The sequence below is a fragment of the Pseudomonas sp. P129 genome (genome assembly GCF_020312195.1).
GTDB lineage: Bacteria > Pseudomonadota > Gammaproteobacteria > Pseudomonadales > Pseudomonadaceae > Aquipseudomonas > Aquipseudomonas fragariae.
This window is the reverse complement of sequence record NZ_JAGPYS010000013.1, coordinates 48,645-68,784: the sequence shown is the minus strand read 5'-3', so window position 1 is coordinate 68,784 and position 20,140 is coordinate 48,645. Positions and strand designations below refer to the sequence as shown.

The window sequence follows — 20,140 nt, the reverse complement described above, 5'->3', positions numbered from 1 at the left end:
CGCCGTGCGCCTGAAGTGCATCAAGCTGGCGGGGTTCAAATCTTTCGTCGACCCCACCACGGTGAACTTCCCCAGCAACATGGCGGCTGTCGTCGGCCCCAATGGCTGTGGCAAATCCAACATTATCGACGCCGTGCGCTGGGTCATGGGCGAAAGCTCGGCCAAGAACCTGCGCGGCGAGTCGATGACCGACGTCATCTTCAACGGCTCCACCAGCCGCAAGCCGGTGAGCCAGGCCAGCATCGAGCTGGTCTTCGACAACTCCGACGGCACGCTGGTGGGCGAGTACGCGGCGTATGCGGAAATATCCATTCGCCGCAAAGTGACCCGCGACAGCCAGAACAGCTACTACCTCAACGGCACCAAATGCCGCCGTCGCGACATCACCGACATCTTCCTCGGCACCGGTCTGGGGCCGCGCAGCTATTCGATCATCGAACAGGGCATGATCTCCAAGCTGATCGAGGCCAAGCCCGAAGATCTGCGCAACTTCATCGAAGAAGCCGCAGGGATTTCCAAGTACAAGGAGCGGCGTCGGGAAACCGAAAACCGCATTCGTCGTACCCATGAGAACCTGGCGCGCCTGACCGACCTGCGTGAAGAACTCGAGCGTCAGCTGGAGCGTCTGCACCGGCAGGCTCAGGCGGCCGAGAAATATCAGGAATACAAGGCCGAAGAACGCCAGCTGAAAGCGCAATTGTCGGCCCTGCGCTGGCAGGCGCTGAATGATCTGGTGGGGCAGCGCGAGGCGGTGATCGGCAATCAGGAGGTCGGCTTCGAGGCGCTGGTGGCCGATCAGCGCAGTGCCGATGCCAGTATCGAAAGGCTGCGCGACGGCCACCATGACCTGTCCGAACGCTTCAACCTGGTGCAGGGCCGCTTCTATTCGGTCGGCGGCGATATCGCCCGCGTCGAGCAGAGCATTCAGCACGGTCAGCAGCGGCTGCGCCAATTGCAGGATGACCTGCGTGAAGCCGAACGTGCCCGCCAGGAAACCGAATCGCACCTTGGGCACGACACCACGTTGCTTGCCACCCTAGGCGAAGAGCTGGAGATGCTCGAGCCCGAGCAGGAAATGACCAGCGCCGCCGCCGAGGAGTCGGCCATCGCCCTGGAAGACGCTGAAGCGGCCATGCAGGGCTGGCAGGAGAAGTGGGACGTCTTCAATCAGCAATCCGCCGAGCCGCAGCGTCAGGCCCAGGTCCAGCAGTCACGCATTCAGCAACTGGAACAGAGCATCGAACGCCTGGCCGAGCGCCAGCGGCGTCTGGCCGAAGAGCGTCAACTGCTGGCCGCGGACCCGGAAGATGCGGCCATTCTGCAATTGAGCGAAGACCTCGCCACCCGCGACATGACCCTTGAAGAGCTGCACATGGGCGAAGAGCAGGCGGTCGAGCGTCTTGAGCAATTGCGCGAGGCGTTGCAGCACGCCAGTCAGGCGCAACAGCAGGCGCAGGGCGAACTGCAACGTCTCAACGGCCGGCTGGCGTCCCTCGAAGCGTTGCAACAGGCGGCACTTGACCCGGACACTGGCACCGCCGAATGGCTGCGTGATCAGCAACTGGCCGAGCGACCGCGTCTGGCCGAGGGGCTGAGCGTCGAAGCCGGCTGGGAACTGGCCGTGGAAACTGTGCTGGGTGCCGATTTGCAGGCCGTCCTGGTCGATGACTTCGACGGGCTCGATCTGGCCAATTTCGAACAGGGCGATCTGCGTTTGCTCAGCGCGGGTGCCGACACGATTCGCGCGCCGGGCAGCTTGCTGGAAAAGGTCGACAGCACGGTCGACCTGTCGGCCTGGCTGGGCCAGGTGATTCCGGTCGAGAACCTGGATGAGGCGCTGGCGCGACGCGCACAACTCAGTGCCGGGCAAAGCCTGATCAGCCGTGACGGCTACTGGGTGGGGCGGCACTTTTTACGTGTCCGCCGCGCCAGCGAAGCGCAGAGCGGTGTGCTGGCGCGCGGTCAGGAATTGCAGCGGCTGAGTCTGGAGCGCGATGAGCGCGAAGCGACGCTGGCCACTTTGGAAGAGCAATTACTGGTCTTGCGCGAGCAGCAGTCGCAGCAGGAAGACGCTCGTGAGCAGTTGCGCCGTCGCGTGCAGGACGAAACCCGTCAGCAAAGCGAACTGAAAGCGCAGCTGTCGGCGGTCCGGGTAAAAGTCGAGCAGTTGACCCTGCGCCGCACCCGCCTTGATGAAGAACTGGCCGAGCTGGGCGAGCAGCGCGCGGTCGAGCACGAACACCTTGGCGAATCGCGCCTGCAATTGCAGGACGCACTGGACAGCATGGCGCAGGATACCGAGCAGCGCGAAGTGCTGCAGGCCCAGCGTGATGCGCTGCGTGAGCGTCTGGACCGGATACGTCAGGACGCGCGGCAACACAAGGATCACAGTCATCAACTGGCGGTGCGTCTGGGCTCGATCAAGGCGCAATACGATTCGACCCGTCAGGCGCTGGAGCGCCTGCGCATGCAGTCCGAAAGGCTTACCGAGAAGCGCGAGCAACTGAGCCTGAATCTGGAGGAGGGCGAGGCACCGCTCGAAGAACTTCGCCTCAAGCTTGAAGAGCTACTGGAGCGGCGCATGGTGGTCGATGACGAAATGCGCATCGCCAAGAACGCACTCGAAGACGCTGATCGCGAATTGCGTGAGGCAGAAAAACGTCGCACCCAGGCCGAGCAGCAATCGCAACTGCTGCGTGGCCAGCTGGAACAGCAGCGTCTGGAGTGGCAGTCGCTGACGGTGCGTCGCAAAGCCTTGCAGGACCAGTTGCATGAGGACGGCTACGACCTGCATGGCGTGCTCGCCACGCTGACGCCGGAAGCCAGCGAACAGGCTGCCGAGCAGCAACTGGAAAGCATCGCCGGGCGTATTCAGCGCCTGGGCGCAATCAACCTCGCGGCCATCGACGAGTACCAGCAGCAGTCCGAGCGCAAGCGCTATCTGGATGCGCAGGATGCCGATCTGGTCGAAGCGCTGGACACCCTGGAAAACGTCATCCGCAAGATCGACAAGGAGACCCGAAACCGCTTCAAGGATACCTTCGATCAGATAAACAGCGGAATTCAGGCACTTTTCCCAAAAGTTTTCGGTGGTGGCTCCGCTTATTTGGAACTGACAGGCGAAGATTTACTCGATACTGGGGTGACAATCATGGCGCGTCCCCCTGGCAAGAAGAACAGCACCATCCATTTGCTCTCGGGTGGTGAAAAAGCCCTGACCGCGCTGGCACTGGTGTTTGCCATTTTCAAACTCAATCCTGCGCCGTTTTGCATGCTTGACGAGGTGGATGCGCCGCTGGATGACGCCAACGTGGGGCGCTATGCACGATTGGTGAAAGAAATGTCACAAACGGTGCAGTTCATCTACATCACCCACAACAAGATCGCCATGGAAATGGCCGATCAACTGATGGGGGTGACGATGCACGAGCCCGGTTGTTCGCGGCTGGTAGCGGTGGATGTGGAGCAGGCGATGGCGCTGGTGGATGCCTGATTCGACGCCTCGTTCTGCGGGCAAATGGCCGCCCGGAGGCCTGAAAATGAGACGCTGGTACATGAGATGGCAATTTGGGCGGCGAAGAGACGTAACAGACGGTGTAAAGTTACCTTTGGTCGTGCTAGTTTAGTGACCACTTTTTATTTTCGCGTGGGCGAATTGCCAGTCAGAACATAGACTTGGCACCACGTATTAAAGGGGTTTAGGCCCTTATTTTCAGATTTCTTCATTAGAGGCACTGGATTACATGGAAATCGGTCTGCGCGAGTGGCTGATCGTCATCGGCATAATAGTCATCGCCGGTATTCTCTTTGATGGCTGGCGCCGTATGCGCGGCAGCAAGGGTAAATTGAAATTCAGACTGGATCGGAGCTTCTCCAACCTTCCGGATGAAGAAGAAACCACGTCTGCTGAAGTGCTGGGGCCGCCCCGTGTGCTGGATACGCACAAGGAGCCGCAGCTCGACGAGCACGATCTGCCGTCCATGAGCGCCAGCCCGCGTGAAGGCAAGCGTAGCAACAGCGACAAACGCAGTGACAAGAAGCGCAAGGACGAGCCACAGCAGGGCGACCTGAACCTGGATCTCGACGGCCCGAGCCTGTTCACGGGCCGCGACGACGATTTCCCGGACGACAAGCCTGCCCAGCGCATTACCGAAGACAAGGACCTGCCTCCGGTGGAGGAAGTGCTGGTCATCAGCGTGATCTCGCGCAGCGAAGGCGGTTTCAAGGGCCCGGCACTGTTGCAGAACATTCTGGAAAGCGGCCTGCGTTTTGGCGAGATGGATATTTTCCACCGTCACGAGAGCATGGCTGGCAATGGCGAAGTGCTGTTCTCGATGGCCAATGCGGTCAAGCCCGGCGTGTTCGACCTGGACGATATCGACCATTTCAGTACCCGTGCGGTCAGCTTCTTCCTCGGCTTGCCAGGCCCTCGTCATCCCAAGCAGGCCTTCGACGTGATGGTTGCCGCCGCTCGCAAGCTGGCTCACGAGCTGGATGGCGAACTGAAGGATGATCAGCGCAGCGTCATGACCGCGCAGACCATCGAGCATTATCGCCAGCGCATCGTCGAGTTCGAGCGTCGTGCGTTGACCCAGCGTCGCGGTTAAGCAAGCCCTTGGGCGGGTCCCCGATCATGAGCGTGCTGCGGCACGCCTTGTCGGGACCTGACCTGAACAGAACAGAGCCAACAGATTGAGCAGCCTCGGCTGCTTTTTTGCTTTTTGAGAGAACACCGTATGAAGGCCGTCGAAACCCGAATCCTGGAACTGCGTGCAGAGCTGGATCAGCACAACTACCGCTACCACGTTCTGGATGAACCGAGCATTCCGGATGTCGAGTACGACCGCCTGTTTCACGAGCTCAAGGCCCTGGAGGCGGAAAACCCCCATCTGGTCACCCCAGATTCGCCGACGCAGCGGGTCGGAAGCGCGGCCTTGTCGGCGTTCACCCAGGTGCGTCACGAAATGCCGATGCTCAGCCTGGGCAACGCGTTCGAAGAAAACGACATGCTCGAATTCGATCGGCGGGTCACCGAGGGGCTGGATCTGCCGGCCGGCGACCTGTTTGGCGAAGGCGGCAAGGTGCAGTACAGCTGCGAGCCCAAGCTGGACGGTCTGGCCGTCAGCCTGCTGTATCGCGACGGTGCGCTGGTGCGGGGCGCGACACGCGGCGACGGAACCACCGGCGAAGACATCAGTGTCAACGTGCGCACAGTACGCAACATCCCGCTCAAGCTGCAGGGCAAGGGCTGGCCGGATGTGCTGGAAGTGCGCGGTGAAGTGTTCATGTCCAAGGCCGGTTTCGAGCGGCTTAACGCCAGCCAGCTGGAAATCGGCGGCAAGACCTTCGCCAACCCGCGCAACGCAGCCGCAGGCAGCCTGCGTCAGCTGGATTCCAAGATCACGGCCAACCGGCCGCTGGAGTTCTGCTGCTATGGTCTGGGCCAGACGTCGGCGGAAATCGCCGACACTCACATCGGCGTGCTTGAAGCGCTGAAAAAATGGGGCATGCCGGTCAGTCGCGAGCTGAAACTGGCGAATGGCGTCGAGGAGTGCCTGGCCTATTACCGCGATATCGGTGAGCGGCGCCTGACGCTGACTTACGAGATCGACGGTGTAGTGTTCAAGGTCAACAACCTGGCAGCGCAGCGCGAACTGGGCTTCCGCGCCCGTGAGCCGCGCTGGGCGATTGCTCATAAATTCCCCGCCATGGAAGAGCTGACCGAACTGCTGGATGTCGAGTTCCAGGTGGGCCGTACCGGCGCAGTGACGCCGGTCGCGCGGCTCAAGCCGGTCAAGGTGGCAGGCGTCATGGTCGCCAATGCCACGCTGCATAACATGGACGAAGTGGCGCGGCTCGGCCTGATGATTGGCGACACGGTGATCATCCGGCGTGCCGGTGACGTGATTCCGCAGGTGGTGCAGGTGGTTGCCGAGCGCCGCCCCGAGAATGCCAGGGCAGTGCAGGTTCCGCAGACCTGCCCGGTGTGCGGCTCGCATGTCGAGCGCACGCAACTGATCAAGCGCAGCAAAGGCAAGGAAACCGTCACCGAAGGCGCAGTGTATCGCTGTGTCGGGCGTCTGGCCTGCGGTGCGCAACTCAAGCAGGCGATCATCCATTACGTGTCGCGTCGCGCCATGGACATCGAAGGGCTGGGTGACAAGACCATCGAGCAACTGGTCGATGAGAAACTCATCGGCTCGCCTGCCGATCTGTACAAGCTGAAATACGAACAGATCATCGACCTGGAAGGCTTCGCGGAAATCTCCAGCAACAAGCTGCTCAAGGCCATCGCCGACAGCCGACAGCCGACCCTGGCGCGCTTCATTTATGCGCTGGGCATTCCCGATGTGGGTGAAGAGACGGCCAAGGTCCTGGCGCGTTCGCTGGCTTCGCTGGAGCGTGTCAAACAGGCCTTGCCGGAAGTCTTGACCTACCTGCCGGATGTCGGTTTGGAAGTGGCTTACGAGATTCACAGCTTCTTCGAGGACGAGCACAACCGTAGCGTCATCGATGCGCTGCTCGGTGAATGCGGGCTGCAATTGCAGGATCAGGGCGAGCTGGGCGCCGAGTTCGCGGCCAGCACCACGCTGGAAGGGCTGATCGACAAACTGCACATTCCGTCGGTAGGACCGGGTGCTGCGCAGAAACTGGCGGACCGGTTCGGTACGCTGGAGGCCATCATCAGCGCCGACTGGCTGGACATGCGTCAGGCACTGCCGGAGAAACAGGCCAAGTCGGTTCGTGACTTCTTCGACGACAGCGCAAACGCAGAGCGCGCCCGCGCCATCGAAGCCCAGCTCAAGGACTTCGGCATGCACTGGCGCAGCGAGAAAAAAACCGTTGAAGGCTTGCCGCTGGCTGGCCAGACCTGGGTGCTGACCGGCTCGCTGGAGCGCATGAGCCGCGATGTCGCCAAGGAAAAACTCGAAAGCCTCGGTGCCAAGGTGTCCGGCTCGGTCTCGGCCAAGACCCACACCGTGGTCGCCGGGCCGGGTGCTGGCTCGAAACTGACCAAGGCCAACGAACTGGGCCTTACCGTGCTGGACGAAGATGCATTGCTCAAACGCCTGACCGAGCTGGGCGTGGCGGTTGATTGAGGAAGACCGACGCTGCGTATGCCCTGATGATCGTGCGACGCTCCGCGTCGCATGCAGTTCTGGACGCTCTGCGTCCGATCTTGAGTGTGAGGGTGCGGCGTAGATCTGTGACGCGGAGCGTCACGCACTGCAATCCCACGCTGGAGCGTGAGGAACGATAATCCCGACTACCGTGCGACGCACCGTTTTGGTCCATGAACACGCCGTCAGCCTTATCATTCATGCCGCTCGATAATATTTTTGAACCCCTGAAGCGTCGGCATGATCTAGTCCATGCAAGGTCAACGGGAGATCGCCATGTATCGCTTTTTCGAGCAACTGAGTTCACGCATCACCGCCCCATTTGTCGGCGAATCCAAACGTAACAGCAAGGTCTGGCAGTGCACCTGTGGCCAGTCGGTGTTTTTCCCCAATACCCAATGCCTGGCCTGTTCGGCAGCGCTGGGCTACCTGCCTGAGCAGGGACGCGTCGCTACGCTCGAAGCAGGGCCTGAGCCCACTACCTGGCGCTTGAGCGATGAGCCGGGTGCCGGGCTGTATGGGCGTTGCGCCAACCTCGGCACTCCGGCGGCCTGTAACTGGCTTTTTCCAGAGCACAATGCCGGCGAATTCTGTGTCGCGTGCAGCCTCAATCACACCATTCCCGACCTGTCCGTGGTTGAAAACGGCGAGCGCTGGCGCAAGGTCGAGACCGCCAAACGGCGTCTGGTCGCACAGCTGATTTCCCTGGGCCTGCAGGTCATCCCCAAGACTGTCGACGAAGAAACCGGCCTGGCCTTCGATTTTGTCGGTGTCGATCTGGAAGGCAACCTGCCAACCACAGGCCATGCCAACGGCCTGATCACCCTGAACATCGAAGAAGCCGACGACGCACACCGCGAAGCGATGCGTGTACAGATGCACGAACCCTATCGCACCTTGCTCGGCCATTTCCGTCATGAAGTCGGTCATTACTACTGGGATCGGCTCATCGCCAATACCCACTGGCAGGACAGCTATCGCAACCTGTTCGGCGACGAGCGCGCCAGCTATGCCGACGCGCTCGATCACCACTACAAGAACGGCGCGCCGGACAACTGGCAGGAAAGCTTCGTCAGTGCCTACGCGACCATGCATCCGTGGGAAGACTGGGCCGAAACCTGGGCGCATTACCTGCACATGATGGATGCGGTCGACACCGCGCTGGGGTTTGGCATGAGCGCTCGCGACATGGAGCTCGATTACCAGCCGTTTCCGCTGGAAGTGCTCTACGACCCTCAGCATCCGGGCGGCCCGGCGTTCCTGTCGTTCGTCAATGCCTGGATCGAGCTGGCGAGCATGCTCAACGAGCTGTCACGCAGCATGGGGCAGCCGGATTTCTATCCGTTCGTGCTGCCTCCAGCAGTCATCGCCAAGCTGCACTTCATCCATCTGGTGATTCAGGATGCCGGTGGCAAGGCCGATGAGGTTCTGCAGGCCCAGTAAACACGGGTCTTGCCTGACACGCTTCGGCGGCGTGTCAGGCCTTTGTTCAAAGCAGGTTCAAAGCATCAGCGTCAGCCTGCGCTCGAAGCCGATGCGCCCGCGGTACGCCTCACCGGTATCGGTCCAGCCCTGGCCTGTATAAAGCCCGATGGCGGCCGAGTTGTCCGCATCCACCGACAGCATCAATTGAGTGATGTCCGGCCATTTCAGGCGCAACGCCGCAGGCAGCGCTTGCAGGCACGCCTTGCCCAGCCCCTTGCCCTGTTCACGGTGATCGATCTGCAGCGCATGCAGTGTCGCCGTCAGATCCTCCTGAGCCCAATGCGGCAGACAATCGTCGCGCTTGAGCAGGAAAAAACCCACCGGCTTCTCGTCACCGAGCAGCGCGAAGCCGCAAATATTCGGACTGGGTCTGACCAGAAGCGTATTGAGCGCGGTGTAGATGTCGCCGGAAAACTGTATCTGTTCCTGCGTAACCTCAAGGTATCCGAGCTGCTGGCGTTGAGAGGCGGTGAGGTCGTGGTAGTCGACCAATCGAGTCTGCATGAGCAACCTGCTGGCTGATTATTGTTGAGGCGGGCAGGGTACAGGATCGAATGGGGTCGTTTCGAGGATTTGTAACGCTGATAACCGGTACGCATTTGCCGTTCAGCCCCGGCACACAAGTGCTTGAGCCCCCTCGAAATTTTTATCCGCAGCAACGGTTGTAAACTCGCGCAAGACCGGTACAATGGCGCGGCTCGCCAACTGGTGAGTGTCGTTATGGTGACCCCATCGGTCCCCCCGCAACGATTACCCGTGAACCTGGTCAGATCCGGAAGGAAGCAGCCACAGCGGGAACATTGTGTGCCGGGGTGTGGCTGGTGGGGGCACCACCTTAACGAATCTTCAGTCGGTCCTCGACGCAGTTGCACTGCAATCCCCCTATCTCCCAGTACCTCCGAACCCTCGCCATATGCCGAACGCGCTTTAGCTATTCCTGCTTTTGTGTCCGCGCATGGATACCTTTTGCAACGCGTGTGGCCATCCTGATGTAGAGCGGTCGGTAATGCGATCCGAATTCGTCTGAACCCTCCGCGCCATGTGCCACCTAACCCCTTACGCGTCGCTTGAAACCGTTTTACGGCAAGGGGCAATTCAAGTCGCTGCGGGTGTCACAGGCTTTTCGGTCAGGCGTCTCGCAGCAGTGGAGCCGGGGGCCGGATGGAACAGGACATCATCAGATTTTTCACAGACTCGCAATTTCTGGGCATATCGCTCGCTAACTGGATACTGGCTATTTTTGCCTCGACCCTGAGTTTTATTCTGGTCAGGGGCGTGATCGGTTTTGTGCTCAGAAAGATGCGTTCGCGTGCCCAGGCGCCCAGCACGCATATGCGATACATCGTGGTTCAGGTGCTGTCGGGCACCAGTAATACGTTATTGCTGCTGGCTTCGATCCTGATCGGCATCGGCATGCTCGATCTGCCGGAACGCTGGCTCGGGCGGGTCAGCAGCCTATGGTTCGTGGTCGCCGCATTGCAGGTCGGGTTGTGGGCGAACCGGGCGATCGCGCTGGCGTTGCAGCGCTACTTCGTGCGTCACAACGCCGGCGGCACCTTTCAGGGCAGTGCGCTGGCCACGTTGAGTCTGTGGGGCGCGAAGGTGTTGCTGTGGGCCACGGTGGTCATGGCGATGCTGTCCAACGTCGGGGTCAATATCACCGCGTTTGTCGCCAGCCTCGGGGTCGGCGGCATTGCGGTCGCGCTGGCGGTGCAGAACATTCTGGGCGACGTGTTTGCCTCGCTGTCGATTGCGGTGGACAAGCCTTTCGAGGTCGGCGACTTCATCGTCGTCGGTGCGCTGTCCGGCACGGTCGAGCACGTGGGCCTGAAGACCACACGGATCCGCAGCCTGGGTGGCGAGCAGATCGTGATGGCCAACGCCGACATGATCAATAACACCATCCAGAACTACAAACGCTTGCAGGAGCGACGCATTGTCTTCGAATTCAGGCTGACCTATGACTGCTCGGTCGATCAGATCAGGGAAGTGCCGAAGAAAGTCGAAGCGATCATCAACGCGCAGAAACTGGCACGTTTCGACCGTTCGCATTTTCGGGGGTTTGGCGAGACATCGCTGGAGTTCGAGACCGTTTTCATCGTGCTCGACCCCAGCTACAACGTCTATATGGATGTGCAGCAGGCGATCAATCTGGACATCATGGAAGCCTTTGCCGAACTGGATGTGCGTTTCGCGTTCCCGTCCCGTACGGTGTACGTGGCGTCCCTGCCACCGGTTAAAACCGCTCGTCCGACTGCGCTTGAAGCAGCCGACGCGACGACCTGATCGAATCAGGCCGGAAACTGCAGCGCGTTGGTCAGGTCGCCCATCGGCGTCTGGCCACGCGCGATCATGGCCTCGTCGCGGCGTTTCAGGCCGTCGAGCTTTTCCAGGCCATGCACGCGGGTGATCAGGCGCAGGATCGAGGCCGTGTCGTAAACCGTGTGGTCGACCTTGCCCTTGCGGGCGAAAGGGGAGATGACCAGGGCGGGAATGCGCGTGCCAGGACCAAAGCGGTCGCCTTTTGGTGGTGCAACGTGGTCCCACCAGCCGCCGTTCTCGTCGACGGTGACGACGATCACCATGTTGTCCCACTGCGGGCTCTTGCGCAGCACCTTGATCACCCGGTCGATGTGCCGGTCACCCGCAGCCACGTCGGCGTAACCGGCGTGCATGTTCAGGTTGCCCTGGGGTTTGTAGAAGGTAACGGCAGGCAACTTGCCCGCTTCGGCATCGGCGAGGAAGCGATTGGTGCTCGACTCGTCACCCAGGCCACCATCACGCAGGCGCTTCTTGCGCTCTTCAGGGTGCTGCGGACCCTGCTGCTTGAAGTAGTTGAACGGCTGGTGATGGTATTGAAAGTTGGGGATTTTCGGGATCCCGGTGGAGTCCTTGAATTCATCCAGCGTCACTTGCCAGGCACCGGCATACCAGGCCCAGTCGACATTCCTTTTCGACAGTTTGTCACCGATGTGCTCGTGGCTTTGCGGAACCAGCACGTTGGGCAGATCCGGTTTCGAGTAATCAGGGTTCTGCGGGTCACGCAGCCAGGTTGGCCAGTACGGCGGGGCCATGGTGTTGACGGCGTAGTTGTCCGGCGTGATGGCGCTGGGGCCGAACTGCGGCGGCCCGTCCATGGCGCTGGCCGGCGACTTGTCGAGTGGTTTGAGGCGCGGGTCCTGCGGGTTGAAACTCTGCAGGGTGGCGATTTGTGACTTGGCCGGCGATTCGGCGGCGTTCGGGTAAACAGGCGCCGCGGCTGAAATCAGGTACTGGTGGTTGAGGAACGAGCCGCCGAAAGCACCCTGGAAGAAGTTGTCACACAGTACGAACTCCTCGGCCACATCCCACAGGCGCAGCGAGTACTGAGTCTGTGCGTAGTTGCCCATGGTCAGGCCGCCTGCATCGGCCCAGGCCACGAAGCGGTCGTTCTTGCCGTCGTTGATCTGCATCTGGTTCTGGTAAAAGACGTGCCACAGGTCGCGGGTCACCAGGCTCAGCGGCAGGTCTTCACCGTTTGGTCCCTTGAGCGGGAACGGCGCGTTGGGCAGGTCTTGCTGAAATTGCTCGCCCACCGGATAGGTCACGCCATCGACGGTTTGCGGTCCGACCTGCAGCACGCCGCCCCAGGCCGGGGGCAGTTTGGACAAGCGCGTGCCGTCGCGGTCGCGCTGCTCGTAATCGGAAGGCCTGAGCGAGGAGAGCGGCTTTTCGACACCGGGGAAATCGCCGAACAGGTTATTGAAGCTGCGGTTCTCGGCGTAGATCACCACAATGGTTTTCACATTTTCGCGCAAGGCGCGATCCAGCGCGGGTCCGGCAAGGTGATGATGCCGTTCGTTGTCGCCAGGCGGCTTCTCGTGGGCAGAAACGTAACTGCTAAGGGTGACACCTGCACCCAGGGCAGCCATCCCGCCCAGAAAACGACGGCGGCTGGGGTTTTCGTTGGTCTCTTCGTCGTCTGGTCTGTCGCTCATCGCCAAATACTCGCGCTGGTTAATGTGTTACCAAAGATTTCACGCGAGCGTAACCATGGAATATGACGCTATTGCGACAGCGCAGATCAAGGATCAGGGTGCGGTGGGTGTGGTGTAGTGATCGATGATTTGCTGGATCTCGCCCGACAGACGCATCTGCACCAGCGTGCGCAAAATTCTGCCCACTGGCAGTTCGGGGTTATTGCGGATCAGGCAGGCGGCCGGCTGTTCGGCGACCAGTGAGATCGGCTTGAGTTTCTTGCCGTCAGGCAGGTTCCGGTTGGTCCATTCGAGGATCAACTGATTGGTCACCGCATAGTTGTAGCGCCCGGCCATCAGCTTGCCGAGCGTCTGGTTTTGCGTGCGTGCATCTTCACGGACCAGTTGATGAGTTTCGAAAAGGTGCTCGAGGGCCGGGTAGGTGTAGCCCAGCACGGTGCCGACGGTTTCGTTGTCGAACTGCTCGGGGTAGGGGCCGGCAGCTGTTGCGGCCGAAGCGACCAGCCAGTCGCGCTGATAGAGAATCGGCAGGCTCCACAGGTAGTCGCCGGAAAGGTCGGGGAACCACGCCTGGGCGCTGTAACAGTGCATGTCGACTTCGCCGCGCTCGAGCGCCGACTGGATACGCAGGCGCGGCATCACGTGATAACGGGCTTCGAGGCCCACATGGTGCGCAAGGCTTTGCATGATGTCGAACAGAATGCCGGATTCGGGACGAAAGTCGGTGATGTGCATCATCGGCATGGTCCAGCCTTCGTTGACCGCAAAGCTCAAGGTCCTCTGCGCCGCGCTGCCGTTTTGCGGCAACAGCAATAGCAGGCAGACCGCCGCTGCACGAGGCAGCCGCGGCGTGGTAAAGGCCCGGATAAAGCGCGTCAATAGAGTCATTTGCACAGCTTAGCCACAATAGAGGCGGACACCAGATGCAATTTTGCCCCTGCTCGGCTAGCATTGGCGGTCTTCCGCTTACCAGTTGCGACGGTTTTAAATGAGTTATCAGGTTCTTGCACGTAAATGGCGTCCGCGCTCGTTCCGCGAAATGGTCGGCCAGGCTCATGTGTTGAAGGCCCTGATCAACGCGCTGGACAGCCAGCGCCTGCACCATGCCTATCTGTTCACCGGCACACGGGGCGTCGGCAAGACGACTATCGCGCGGATCATCGCCAAGTGCCTGAACTGTGAAACCGGCATTACTTCGACGCCCTGCGGCACCTGCTCGGTGTGCAAGGAGATCGACGAGGGCCGTTTCGTCGACCTGATCGAAATCGACGCCGCCAGCCGCACCAAGGTCGAAGACACGCGCGAGCTGCTGGATAACGTGCAGTACGCGCCCAGTCGCGGTCGCTTCAAGGTCTACCTGATCGACGAAGTGCACATGCTTTCCAGCCACTCGTTCAACGCCTTGCTCAAGACGCTTGAAGAGCCGCCGCCCTACGTCAAGTTCATCCTGGCCACCACCGATCCGCAAAAACTGCCGGCGACCATTCTGTCGCGCTGCCTGCAGTTCTCGTTGAAAAACATGACGCCTGAGCGCGTTGTCGAGCACCTCACCCACGTGCTGGGCGTCGAGAACGTGCCGTTCGAAGATGACGCGCTGTGGCTGCTCGGGCGCGCCGCCGACGGTTCGATGCGTGATGCGATGAGCCTCACCGATCAGGCCATTGCCTTCGGTGAAGGCAAGGTCATGGCTGCCGATGTACGTGCCATGCTCGGCACACTGGACCACGGCCAGGTCTTCGATGTACTGACCGCGTTGCTGGAAGGCGATGCCCGCGGGGTGCTGGAGGCGGTACGCCATCTGGCCGAGCAGGGCCCTGACTGGAATGGCGTGCTCTCGGAAATTCTCAACGTGCTGCACCGTGTGGCGATTGCCCAGGCGCTGCCGGAAGGCGTCGACAACGGTCACGGCGATCGTGACCGGGTGCTGGCCCTGGCGCAGGCCCTGCCTGCCGAAGATGTGCAGTTTTACTACCAGATGGGCTTGATTGGTCGTCGTGACTTGCCACTGGCCCCTGATCCGCGTGGCGGCTTCGAGATGGTCCTGCTGCGTATGCTGGCGTTTCGTCCTGCCGACAGCGAGGACGCGCCGAGGCAGCCGCTAAAGCCAGTGGGGATCAGCCAGGCCACGGTTGATTCCCGAGAAGCAGTGGCTGATGCGACACCTGTTGCATCGGCAGCTCCCGCAGTGTCGAGCGCCCCGGTGATGGCTGCGCCCGATCCGGCCTTCGAAGCGCTGCCGCCTGCAGCGGCGCCGAAGCCGCCCGCCGCCCGGCCAGAGCCCGCGGTGCAGCCGGAATCGAAGCCAGAGCCACAAGCCGCGCCAGTCGAAGACCTCGACCTGCCGTGGAATGAGCCGAAATCCCCGGCTGCCGAACCCGCCGCCGAAACTGCGCCTGATACCGATACCGATACCGAGCCAGTCGCCGAGCCGGTTCTGGAGACCGTTTCCGAGCAGCCTGACCTGACGCCCATGCCGACGCCTGCGCCCGCCAGCCCGGTGCCGGCCGCACCCGAGGCCGAGCCTGAGCAGCCGGTTGCCGAGCAGCAGGACGCGCCGGCAATGCTCGAAGCCATCCCGGACTCTGCGTATCTGTCCACGCACACCGATTCGATGTCTTCCGACTCCGGGCCGATGGGGCGTGATGACGAACCGCCAGCGGATGATGATTACGTCGAGCCGGATATCGACATAGACCCGGCGTCCTACAGCTATCTGGACGAGCTGGCCCACGAAAGTGTCGTCGAGCTTGAAGCGGTCGAGCCGGAGCCTGCTCCGGCCGCCAAACCGGCCACCGGTCTTGCGGCCGAGTGGCTGGACGTGTTCCCCAAGCTGCCGATCTCCGGCATGACCGGCAGCATCGCGGCCAACTGCACATTGATCTCGGTCGATGGCGATAACTGGCTGCTGCACCTGGACCCGGCGCACAGCGCGCTGTTCAACTCGACTCAGCAGCGGCGTCTGAACGATGCGTTGAACCAGTACCATGGGCGCACGATCAATCTGAGTATCGAGCTGATCAAGCCCGAGCAGGAAACCCCTGCGCAGGCCGCTTCACGGCTGCGTGCCGAGCGCCAGCGCCAGGCCGAAGCCTCGATCCAGGCCGACCCGTACATCCAGCAGATGCTGCAACAGTTCGGCGCTGTGATCCGGGAAGACACGATCAAACCCGTTGACGCGCCTGCGGTGCAGGCTCAATAACTGAATACAGGGTGCCGCTGGCGCCACGCAAACGAACCATCCATTTTCGAGGAGATATCCCATGATGAAAGGTGGCATGGCTGGCCTGATGAAGCAGGCGCAGCAAATGCAGGAAAAAATGGCCAAGATGCAGGAAGAACTGGCCAACGCGGAAGTCACCGGTCAATCGGGCGCAGGCCTGGTCAGTGTGGTGATGACCGGTCGTCATGACGTCAAGCGTATCAACCTGGATGACAGCCTGATGCAGGAAGACAAGGAAGTGCTGGAAGACCTGATCGCCGCCGCCGTCAACGACGCCGTGCGCAAGATCGAGCAGGCCAGCCAGGACAAGACGGCTTCCATGACCGCTGGCATGCAGTTGCCGCCCGGTATGAAGCTGCCGTTCTGACGGTCGCCCGGCTCATGATCAATGCCAGGCCCCGTGCCTGGCATTTTTCTGTCTGCTGTCTGGCCGCGCACCGCCATCAGCATTTGGCCTGATTGACTGAATTGAGCGACAATCCTCCCCCGTCTCTGGAGTGCCCCATGTCTGAGCCCATTGAAAACCTCACTGTCGACGCCGAGCTGGACGCCGTAGGGCTGTTTTGTCCGGAACCGGTGATGATGTTGCACCAGAAGGTGCGTGATCTGCCTGCGGGTGGTGTGCTCAAGGTCATTGCAACCGATCCGTCCACGCGTCGCGATATTCCGAAATTCTGTGTATTCCTCGGTCACGAACTGGTTGCCGAGCAAGCCGAAGAGGGCACGTTCCTCTACTGGATCCGCAAGAAGTCCGACTGATCGCCATATCGCTGCAACCCGCGCCTGTTCACGACACGCCTGTTCCCGATTCGAGCAGGTCCTTGTTCGCCAGACCCAGAGAGTCTTCCATGCGCATTGTTGCCGACGAAAATATTCCCCTGCTCGACGCCTTTTTTGCTCATTTTGGTGAAATCCATCGCTTGCCGGGCCGCGCCATGGACCGCGCCGCGGTGGCGGATGCCGACATCCTGCTGGTTCGCTCGGTCACCGCAGTGACCCGCGAACTGCTTGAAGGCAGCCCGGTACGTTTTGTCGGGACCTGCACCATCGGCACCGATCACCTGGATCTGGACTGGTTTCAGCAAGCCGGTATCCAGTGGGCCAGTGCTCCGGGCTGCAATGCGCGTGGCGTGGTGGACTACGTGCTCGGCAGCCTGCTGACCCTGGCTGAAATCGAAGGTGTCGACCTTGCGCAGCGCACCTACGGAGTGGTCGGTGCAGGGCAAGTGGGTGCTCGGCTGATCAGCGTATTGAAGGCCCTGGGCTGGAACGTGCTGGTCTGCGATCCGCCACGCCAGGCTGCCGAAGGCGGTGACTTCGTCAGCCTCGACGAGATCCTGCAGCGCTGTGACGTCATCAGCCTGCACACGCCGCTGAGCAAAACCGGGGCGTCACCGACCTGGCATCTGCTTGACGACGCGCGCCTGCGTCAGCTTCGGCAAGGCGCCTGGCTGATCAATGTCAGCCGTGGCGCCATAGTGGATAACGCGGCGCTGCATGACGTCCTGCTTGAACGGGAAGACCTGCAGGCCGTGCTGGATGTGTGGGAAGGCGAGCCGCAGGTCAACGTCGCACTCGCTGATCTGTGCGTTCTGGGGACACCGCATATCGCCGGCTACAGCCTGGATGGCAGGCAGCGCGGCACGGCACAGATCTATCAGGCGCTGTGCGGCTTTCTTGATCAGCCTGCGACGATCGAGCTGGACGATCTGCTGCCAAAACCCTGGCTGGCCCAGGTCAGTCTCGACGCGGCCTGCGACCCGGTCTGGGCACTTAACATGCTGTGCCGCGGCGTGTATGACCCGCGACGTGACGATGCGGACTTCCGCCGCAGCCTGACCGGTGACACGGCCAGCCAGCGTCTGGCCTTCGATGCATTGCGCAAGCAGTACCCGCCACGCCGGGAAATAGAAGGGCTGAAGGTGCGCCTGGAGGGCGAATCCGAGGCGTTGGCGCAACTGGTGCGGGCGCTGGGTGCGGTGCTGGTCTGATCGCCAGCCGGGCTGGCGGACAATAAAAAACCCGACCAAGTGGTCGGGTTTCAACTGTCTGGTACGGCTCGGTTTTATTTTTCCGGGGTTACCCAGTTCTTATCGCATTCCTGGCAGGCAGCCTGAACCATTTCTTCGGTGATCAGGACTTCTTCCCCGTGCTGGTCGAGAACTGCACCGCCAACCGGCAGATTGGGCGTGGCTCGAACGACTTGAACTTCGTTGCTGCGCTCTTGCGGGTTCATGGTGTTTCTCCTTTCATCAGGTAACGGCGTTAAGTTAACCGCGCTTGATGACCGGTCCGTGACACGTACTGTCAGCCGCTCAAACGCGCTCCAAGTGCAACAGATATGATGCAAATCTGCCAGCAGGCGCTTAGATCGATGTCTTATAGCGGCCTCTGTAAAGCAGTCATAACCTGACTCTGGAAACCGGCCGCAAGTTCATTCGAAATGATGTTCGGCGCGCCCGGCAACACAGGTGTAGGCTTTGCAATTCAGACAGATCGGGCAGACAGGCAGGTTCATCGTTCATGATTTCACGGATTACCCGACGTCATCGCCAGGCCTTGCGTCTGGCTGCGAGTTTCATCGCGCCGTATCGCTGGCAGGCGCTCGGCGCATTGCTGGCACTGGTCATTACCGCGGGCATCACCCTGTCGATCGGGCAGGGCATCAAACTGATGGTCGATCAGGGTTTCATGACCCGTTCACCGCAGTTGCTCGAGCGCTCGATCGGGTTTTTCATGCTGCTGACGGTCGGCCTCGCCGTCGGAACCTTCGCCCGTTTCTATCTGGTGTCGTGGATCGGCGAGCGTGTGGTTGCCGACTTGCGCAAGAAAGTATTCGATCACCTGATCGAGCTGCATCCGGGCTTCTACGAGAACAATCGCAGTTCGGAAATCCAGTCGCGACTGACCGCCGACACCACGCTGTTGCAGTCGGTGATCGGCTCGTCACTGTCGATGTTCCTGCGCAATGCGCTGATGGTCATCGGCGGCATCGTGCTGTTGTTCATCACCAATCCCAAACTCACCAGCATCGTGGTGGTGGCGTTGCCGCTGATCATCGCGCCTATTCTCATGTTCGGGCGGCGGGTACGAAACCTGTCGCGCGAGAGTCAGGACCGGGTCGCCAATGTGGGCAGCTACGTGGCCGAGGCCCTGGGGCAGATCAAGACGGTGCAGGCCTACAATCACCAGCAGCAGGACAAGCAGCGTTTCTCGTATACGGTGGAGCAGGCGTTCGAGACCGCTCGCACGCGCATCCTGCAGCGTTCCTGGCTGATCACGCTGGTGATCGTCCTGGTGCTGGGGGCGGTGGCGGTGATGTTGTGGGTGGGCGGCATGGACGTGATCAGCGGCCGCATTTCCAGCGGTGAGCTGGCAGCGTTCGTGTTCTACGCGCTGATGGTCGGCATGGCGTTCGGCACGTTGAGTGAGGTGATTGGCGATCTGCAGCGCGCCGCCGGTGCCGCAGAGCGGATCGGCGAGCTGCTTCAGGCGCGCAGCGAGATCAGCGTGCCCACCACCGACCTGCAGAGCCTGCCACCGCGCATCAGCGGGCGTCTGGCGCTGGAGAATGTCACCTTCGCTTACCCGTCGCGTCCCGAGCGCAATGCCCTGGATAATTTGACCCTGAGCGTCGAGCCTGGTGAAACCCTGGCGCTGGTCGGGCCCTCCGGAGCAGGCAAGTCGACCATCCTCGATCTGCTGTTGCGTTTTTACGACCCGATTCAAGGGCGCATCCTGATCGAGGGCGTGCCGATCGCGCAGCTCGATCCCCATGACCTGCGCCGCTGCTTCGCGCTGGTTTCACAATCGCCCGCGCTGTTTTTCGGCACTGTCGAGGACAACATTCGTTACGGTAACGCCACTGCGAGCCTCGAGCAGGTGCAGGCGGCGGCGCGCATTGCCCATGCGCATGAATTCATTCTCGACATGGCCGACGGCTACCGTACGCATCTGGGTGAGGGCGGGGTGGGCTTGTCCGGCGGACAGCGGCAGCGTCTGGCGATTGCCCGAGCCTTGCTGGTCGATGCGCCGATTCTGTTGCTGGACGAGGCGACCAGTGCGCTGGACGCGCAGAGTGAGCACTTGATTCAACAGGCTCTGCCGAGCTTGATGCAGGGGCGTACCACGCTGGTCATCGCCCACCGGCTGGCCACGGTGCAGAATGCCGACCGGATTGCCGTCATGGATCAGGGGCGGTTGGTCGCGGTGGGCACCCATCAGCAGTTGATCGCCAGCAACCCGCTTTATGCGCGACTGGCGGCGTTGCAGTTCAATGCCGGGGTTGAGTAGGAGAGGGCGAGAAGGGCTTGTGGGGAACGTGGGAGGTCAAGCCT

At 61.2% G+C, this 20,140-nt stretch carries 14 protein-coding genes and 1 other RNA gene; 11 read left to right on the top strand and 4 right to left on the bottom strand.

The features are described from left to right. Positions 1–4 precede the first annotated feature (4 nt). The 4 genes from smc to KBY02_RS22800 all read left to right on the top strand — a co-directional run bounded on the left by smc (position 5) and on the right by KBY02_RS22800 (position 8,564). Complete coding sequence (gene smc / locus KBY02_RS22815) at positions 5–3,493, top strand: chromosome segregation protein SMC (RefSeq protein WP_032655301.1); 3,489 nt, start codon at positions 5–7, stop codon at positions 3,491–3,493. Between the two features lie 250 nt (positions 3,494–3,743). Further along, positions 3,744–4,607, top strand: coding sequence for a cell division protein ZipA (zipA, locus tag KBY02_RS22810; RefSeq protein WP_003415827.1), 864 nt, complete (start codon positions 3,744–3,746; stop codon positions 4,605–4,607). Positions 4,608–4,736: 129 nt separating this feature from the next. Beyond that, entirely contained in the window at positions 4,737–7,100 is a 2,364-nt protein-coding gene (gene ligA / locus KBY02_RS22805; RefSeq protein WP_032655298.1) for an NAD-dependent DNA ligase LigA, read from the top strand. Between the two features lie 297 nt (positions 7,101–7,397). Beyond that, complete coding sequence (locus KBY02_RS22800; RefSeq protein ID WP_032655360.1) at positions 7,398–8,564, top strand: putative zinc-binding metallopeptidase; 1,167 nt, start codon at positions 7,398–7,400, stop codon at positions 8,562–8,564. Between the two features lie 57 nt (positions 8,565–8,621). Here KBY02_RS22800 and KBY02_RS22795 read toward each other — a convergent pair whose 3' ends face one another. Beyond that, positions 8,622–9,110: a GNAT family N-acetyltransferase gene (locus KBY02_RS22795; protein ID WP_032655294.1), complete on the bottom strand. Its 489-nt coding sequence runs from the start codon at positions 9,108–9,110 to the stop codon at positions 8,622–8,624. Between the two features lie 226 nt (positions 9,111–9,336). Here KBY02_RS22795 and ffs point away from each other — a divergent pair. Then, positions 9,337–9,433, top strand: an RNA gene (ffs, locus tag KBY02_RS22790) — signal recognition particle sRNA small type. Between the two features lie 334 nt (positions 9,434–9,767). Continuing rightward, a complete protein-coding gene (locus tag KBY02_RS22785) occupies positions 9,768–10,892 on the top strand; it encodes a mechanosensitive ion channel family protein (protein WP_003405859.1) in 1,125 nt (374 codons plus the stop codon). A 5-nt stretch (positions 10,893–10,897) separates the two neighbouring features. Here KBY02_RS22785 and acpA read toward each other — a convergent pair whose 3' ends face one another. Both acpA and KBY02_RS22775 read right to left on the bottom strand, forming a co-directional pair. Beyond that, positions 10,898–12,583, bottom strand: a complete 1,686-nt coding sequence (acpA, locus tag KBY02_RS22780) for an acid phosphatase (RefSeq protein ID WP_032655292.1) — start codon at positions 12,581–12,583, stop codon at positions 10,898–10,900. Positions 12,584–12,676: 93 nt separating this feature from the next. After that, positions 12,677–13,471, bottom strand: a complete 795-nt coding sequence (locus KBY02_RS22775) for a substrate-binding periplasmic protein (RefSeq protein WP_032655289.1) — start codon at positions 13,469–13,471, stop codon at positions 12,677–12,679. Positions 13,472–13,571: 100 nt separating this feature from the next. Between KBY02_RS22775 and dnaX the strand changes: the two genes are divergently transcribed. The 4 genes from dnaX to pdxB all read left to right on the top strand — a co-directional run bounded on the left by dnaX (position 13,572) and on the right by pdxB (position 17,794). Continuing rightward, a complete protein-coding gene (gene dnaX, locus KBY02_RS22770; protein ID WP_225650775.1) occupies positions 13,572–15,782 on the top strand; it encodes a DNA polymerase III subunit gamma/tau in 2,211 nt (736 codons plus the stop codon). A gap of 61 nt (positions 15,783–15,843) precedes the next feature. Next, positions 15,844–16,170, top strand: a complete 327-nt coding sequence (locus KBY02_RS22765) for a YbaB/EbfC family nucleoid-associated protein (protein WP_002552818.1) — start codon at positions 15,844–15,846, stop codon at positions 16,168–16,170. A gap of 137 nt (positions 16,171–16,307) precedes the next feature. Continuing rightward, positions 16,308–16,562 (top strand): sulfurtransferase TusA, encoded by a 255-nt coding sequence (gene tusA / locus KBY02_RS22760; RefSeq protein ID WP_032655282.1) that lies wholly within the window; start codon positions 16,308–16,310, stop codon positions 16,560–16,562. Positions 16,563–16,651: 89 nt separating this feature from the next. Further along, complete coding sequence (pdxB, locus tag KBY02_RS22755; RefSeq protein WP_032655280.1) at positions 16,652–17,794, top strand: 4-phosphoerythronate dehydrogenase PdxB; 1,143 nt, start codon at positions 16,652–16,654, stop codon at positions 17,792–17,794. A gap of 74 nt (positions 17,795–17,868) precedes the next feature. On the opposite strand, the gene KBY02_RS22750 is transcribed toward pdxB, so the two are convergent. Then, a complete protein-coding gene (locus tag KBY02_RS22750; RefSeq protein ID WP_003315168.1) occupies positions 17,869–18,039 on the bottom strand; it encodes a PA1571 family protein in 171 nt (56 codons plus the stop codon). 287 nt (positions 18,040–18,326) lie between these two features. Between KBY02_RS22750 and KBY02_RS22745 the strand changes: the two genes are divergently transcribed. Then, complete coding sequence (locus KBY02_RS22745; protein ID WP_032655278.1) at positions 18,327–20,096, top strand: ABC transporter transmembrane domain-containing protein; 1,770 nt, start codon at positions 18,327–18,329, stop codon at positions 20,094–20,096. Positions 20,097–20,140 lie beyond the last annotated feature (44 nt).

What these genes read in the sequence shown, in the direction of transcription:
- acpA (WP_032655292.1), bottom strand. Translation starts at nt 12,583, where the DNA reads ATGAGCGACAGACCAGACGACGAAGAGACCAACGAAAACCCCAGCCGC.
- dnaX (WP_225650775.1), top strand. Translation starts at nt 13,572, where the DNA reads ATGAGTTATCAGGTTCTTGCACGTAAATGGCGTCCGCGCTCGTTCCGC.
- KBY02_RS22745 (WP_032655278.1), top strand. Translation starts at nt 18,327, where the DNA reads ATGATTTCACGGATTACCCGACGTCATCGCCAGGCCTTGCGTCTGGCT.
- KBY02_RS22800 (WP_032655360.1), top strand. Translation starts at nt 7,398, where the DNA reads ATGTATCGCTTTTTCGAGCAACTGAGTTCACGCATCACCGCCCCATTT.
- pdxB (WP_032655280.1), top strand. Translation starts at nt 16,652, where the DNA reads ATGCGCATTGTTGCCGACGAAAATATTCCCCTGCTCGACGCCTTTTTT.
- zipA (WP_003415827.1), top strand. Translation starts at nt 3,744, where the DNA reads ATGGAAATCGGTCTGCGCGAGTGGCTGATCGTCATCGGCATAATAGTC.
- KBY02_RS22775 (WP_032655289.1), bottom strand. Translation starts at nt 13,471, where the DNA reads ATGACTCTATTGACGCGCTTTATCCGGGCCTTTACCACGCCGCGGCTG.
- ligA (WP_032655298.1), top strand. Translation starts at nt 4,737, where the DNA reads ATGAAGGCCGTCGAAACCCGAATCCTGGAACTGCGTGCAGAGCTGGAT.
- KBY02_RS22785 (WP_003405859.1), top strand. Translation starts at nt 9,768, where the DNA reads ATGGAACAGGACATCATCAGATTTTTCACAGACTCGCAATTTCTGGGC.
- tusA (WP_032655282.1), top strand. Translation starts at nt 16,308, where the DNA reads ATGTCTGAGCCCATTGAAAACCTCACTGTCGACGCCGAGCTGGACGCC.
- KBY02_RS22750 (WP_003315168.1), bottom strand. Translation starts at nt 18,039, where the DNA reads ATGAACCCGCAAGAGCGCAGCAACGAAGTTCAAGTCGTTCGAGCCACG.
- KBY02_RS22795 (WP_032655294.1), bottom strand. Translation starts at nt 9,110, where the DNA reads ATGCAGACTCGATTGGTCGACTACCACGACCTCACCGCCTCTCAACGC.
- KBY02_RS22765 (WP_002552818.1), top strand. Translation starts at nt 15,844, where the DNA reads ATGATGAAAGGTGGCATGGCTGGCCTGATGAAGCAGGCGCAGCAAATG.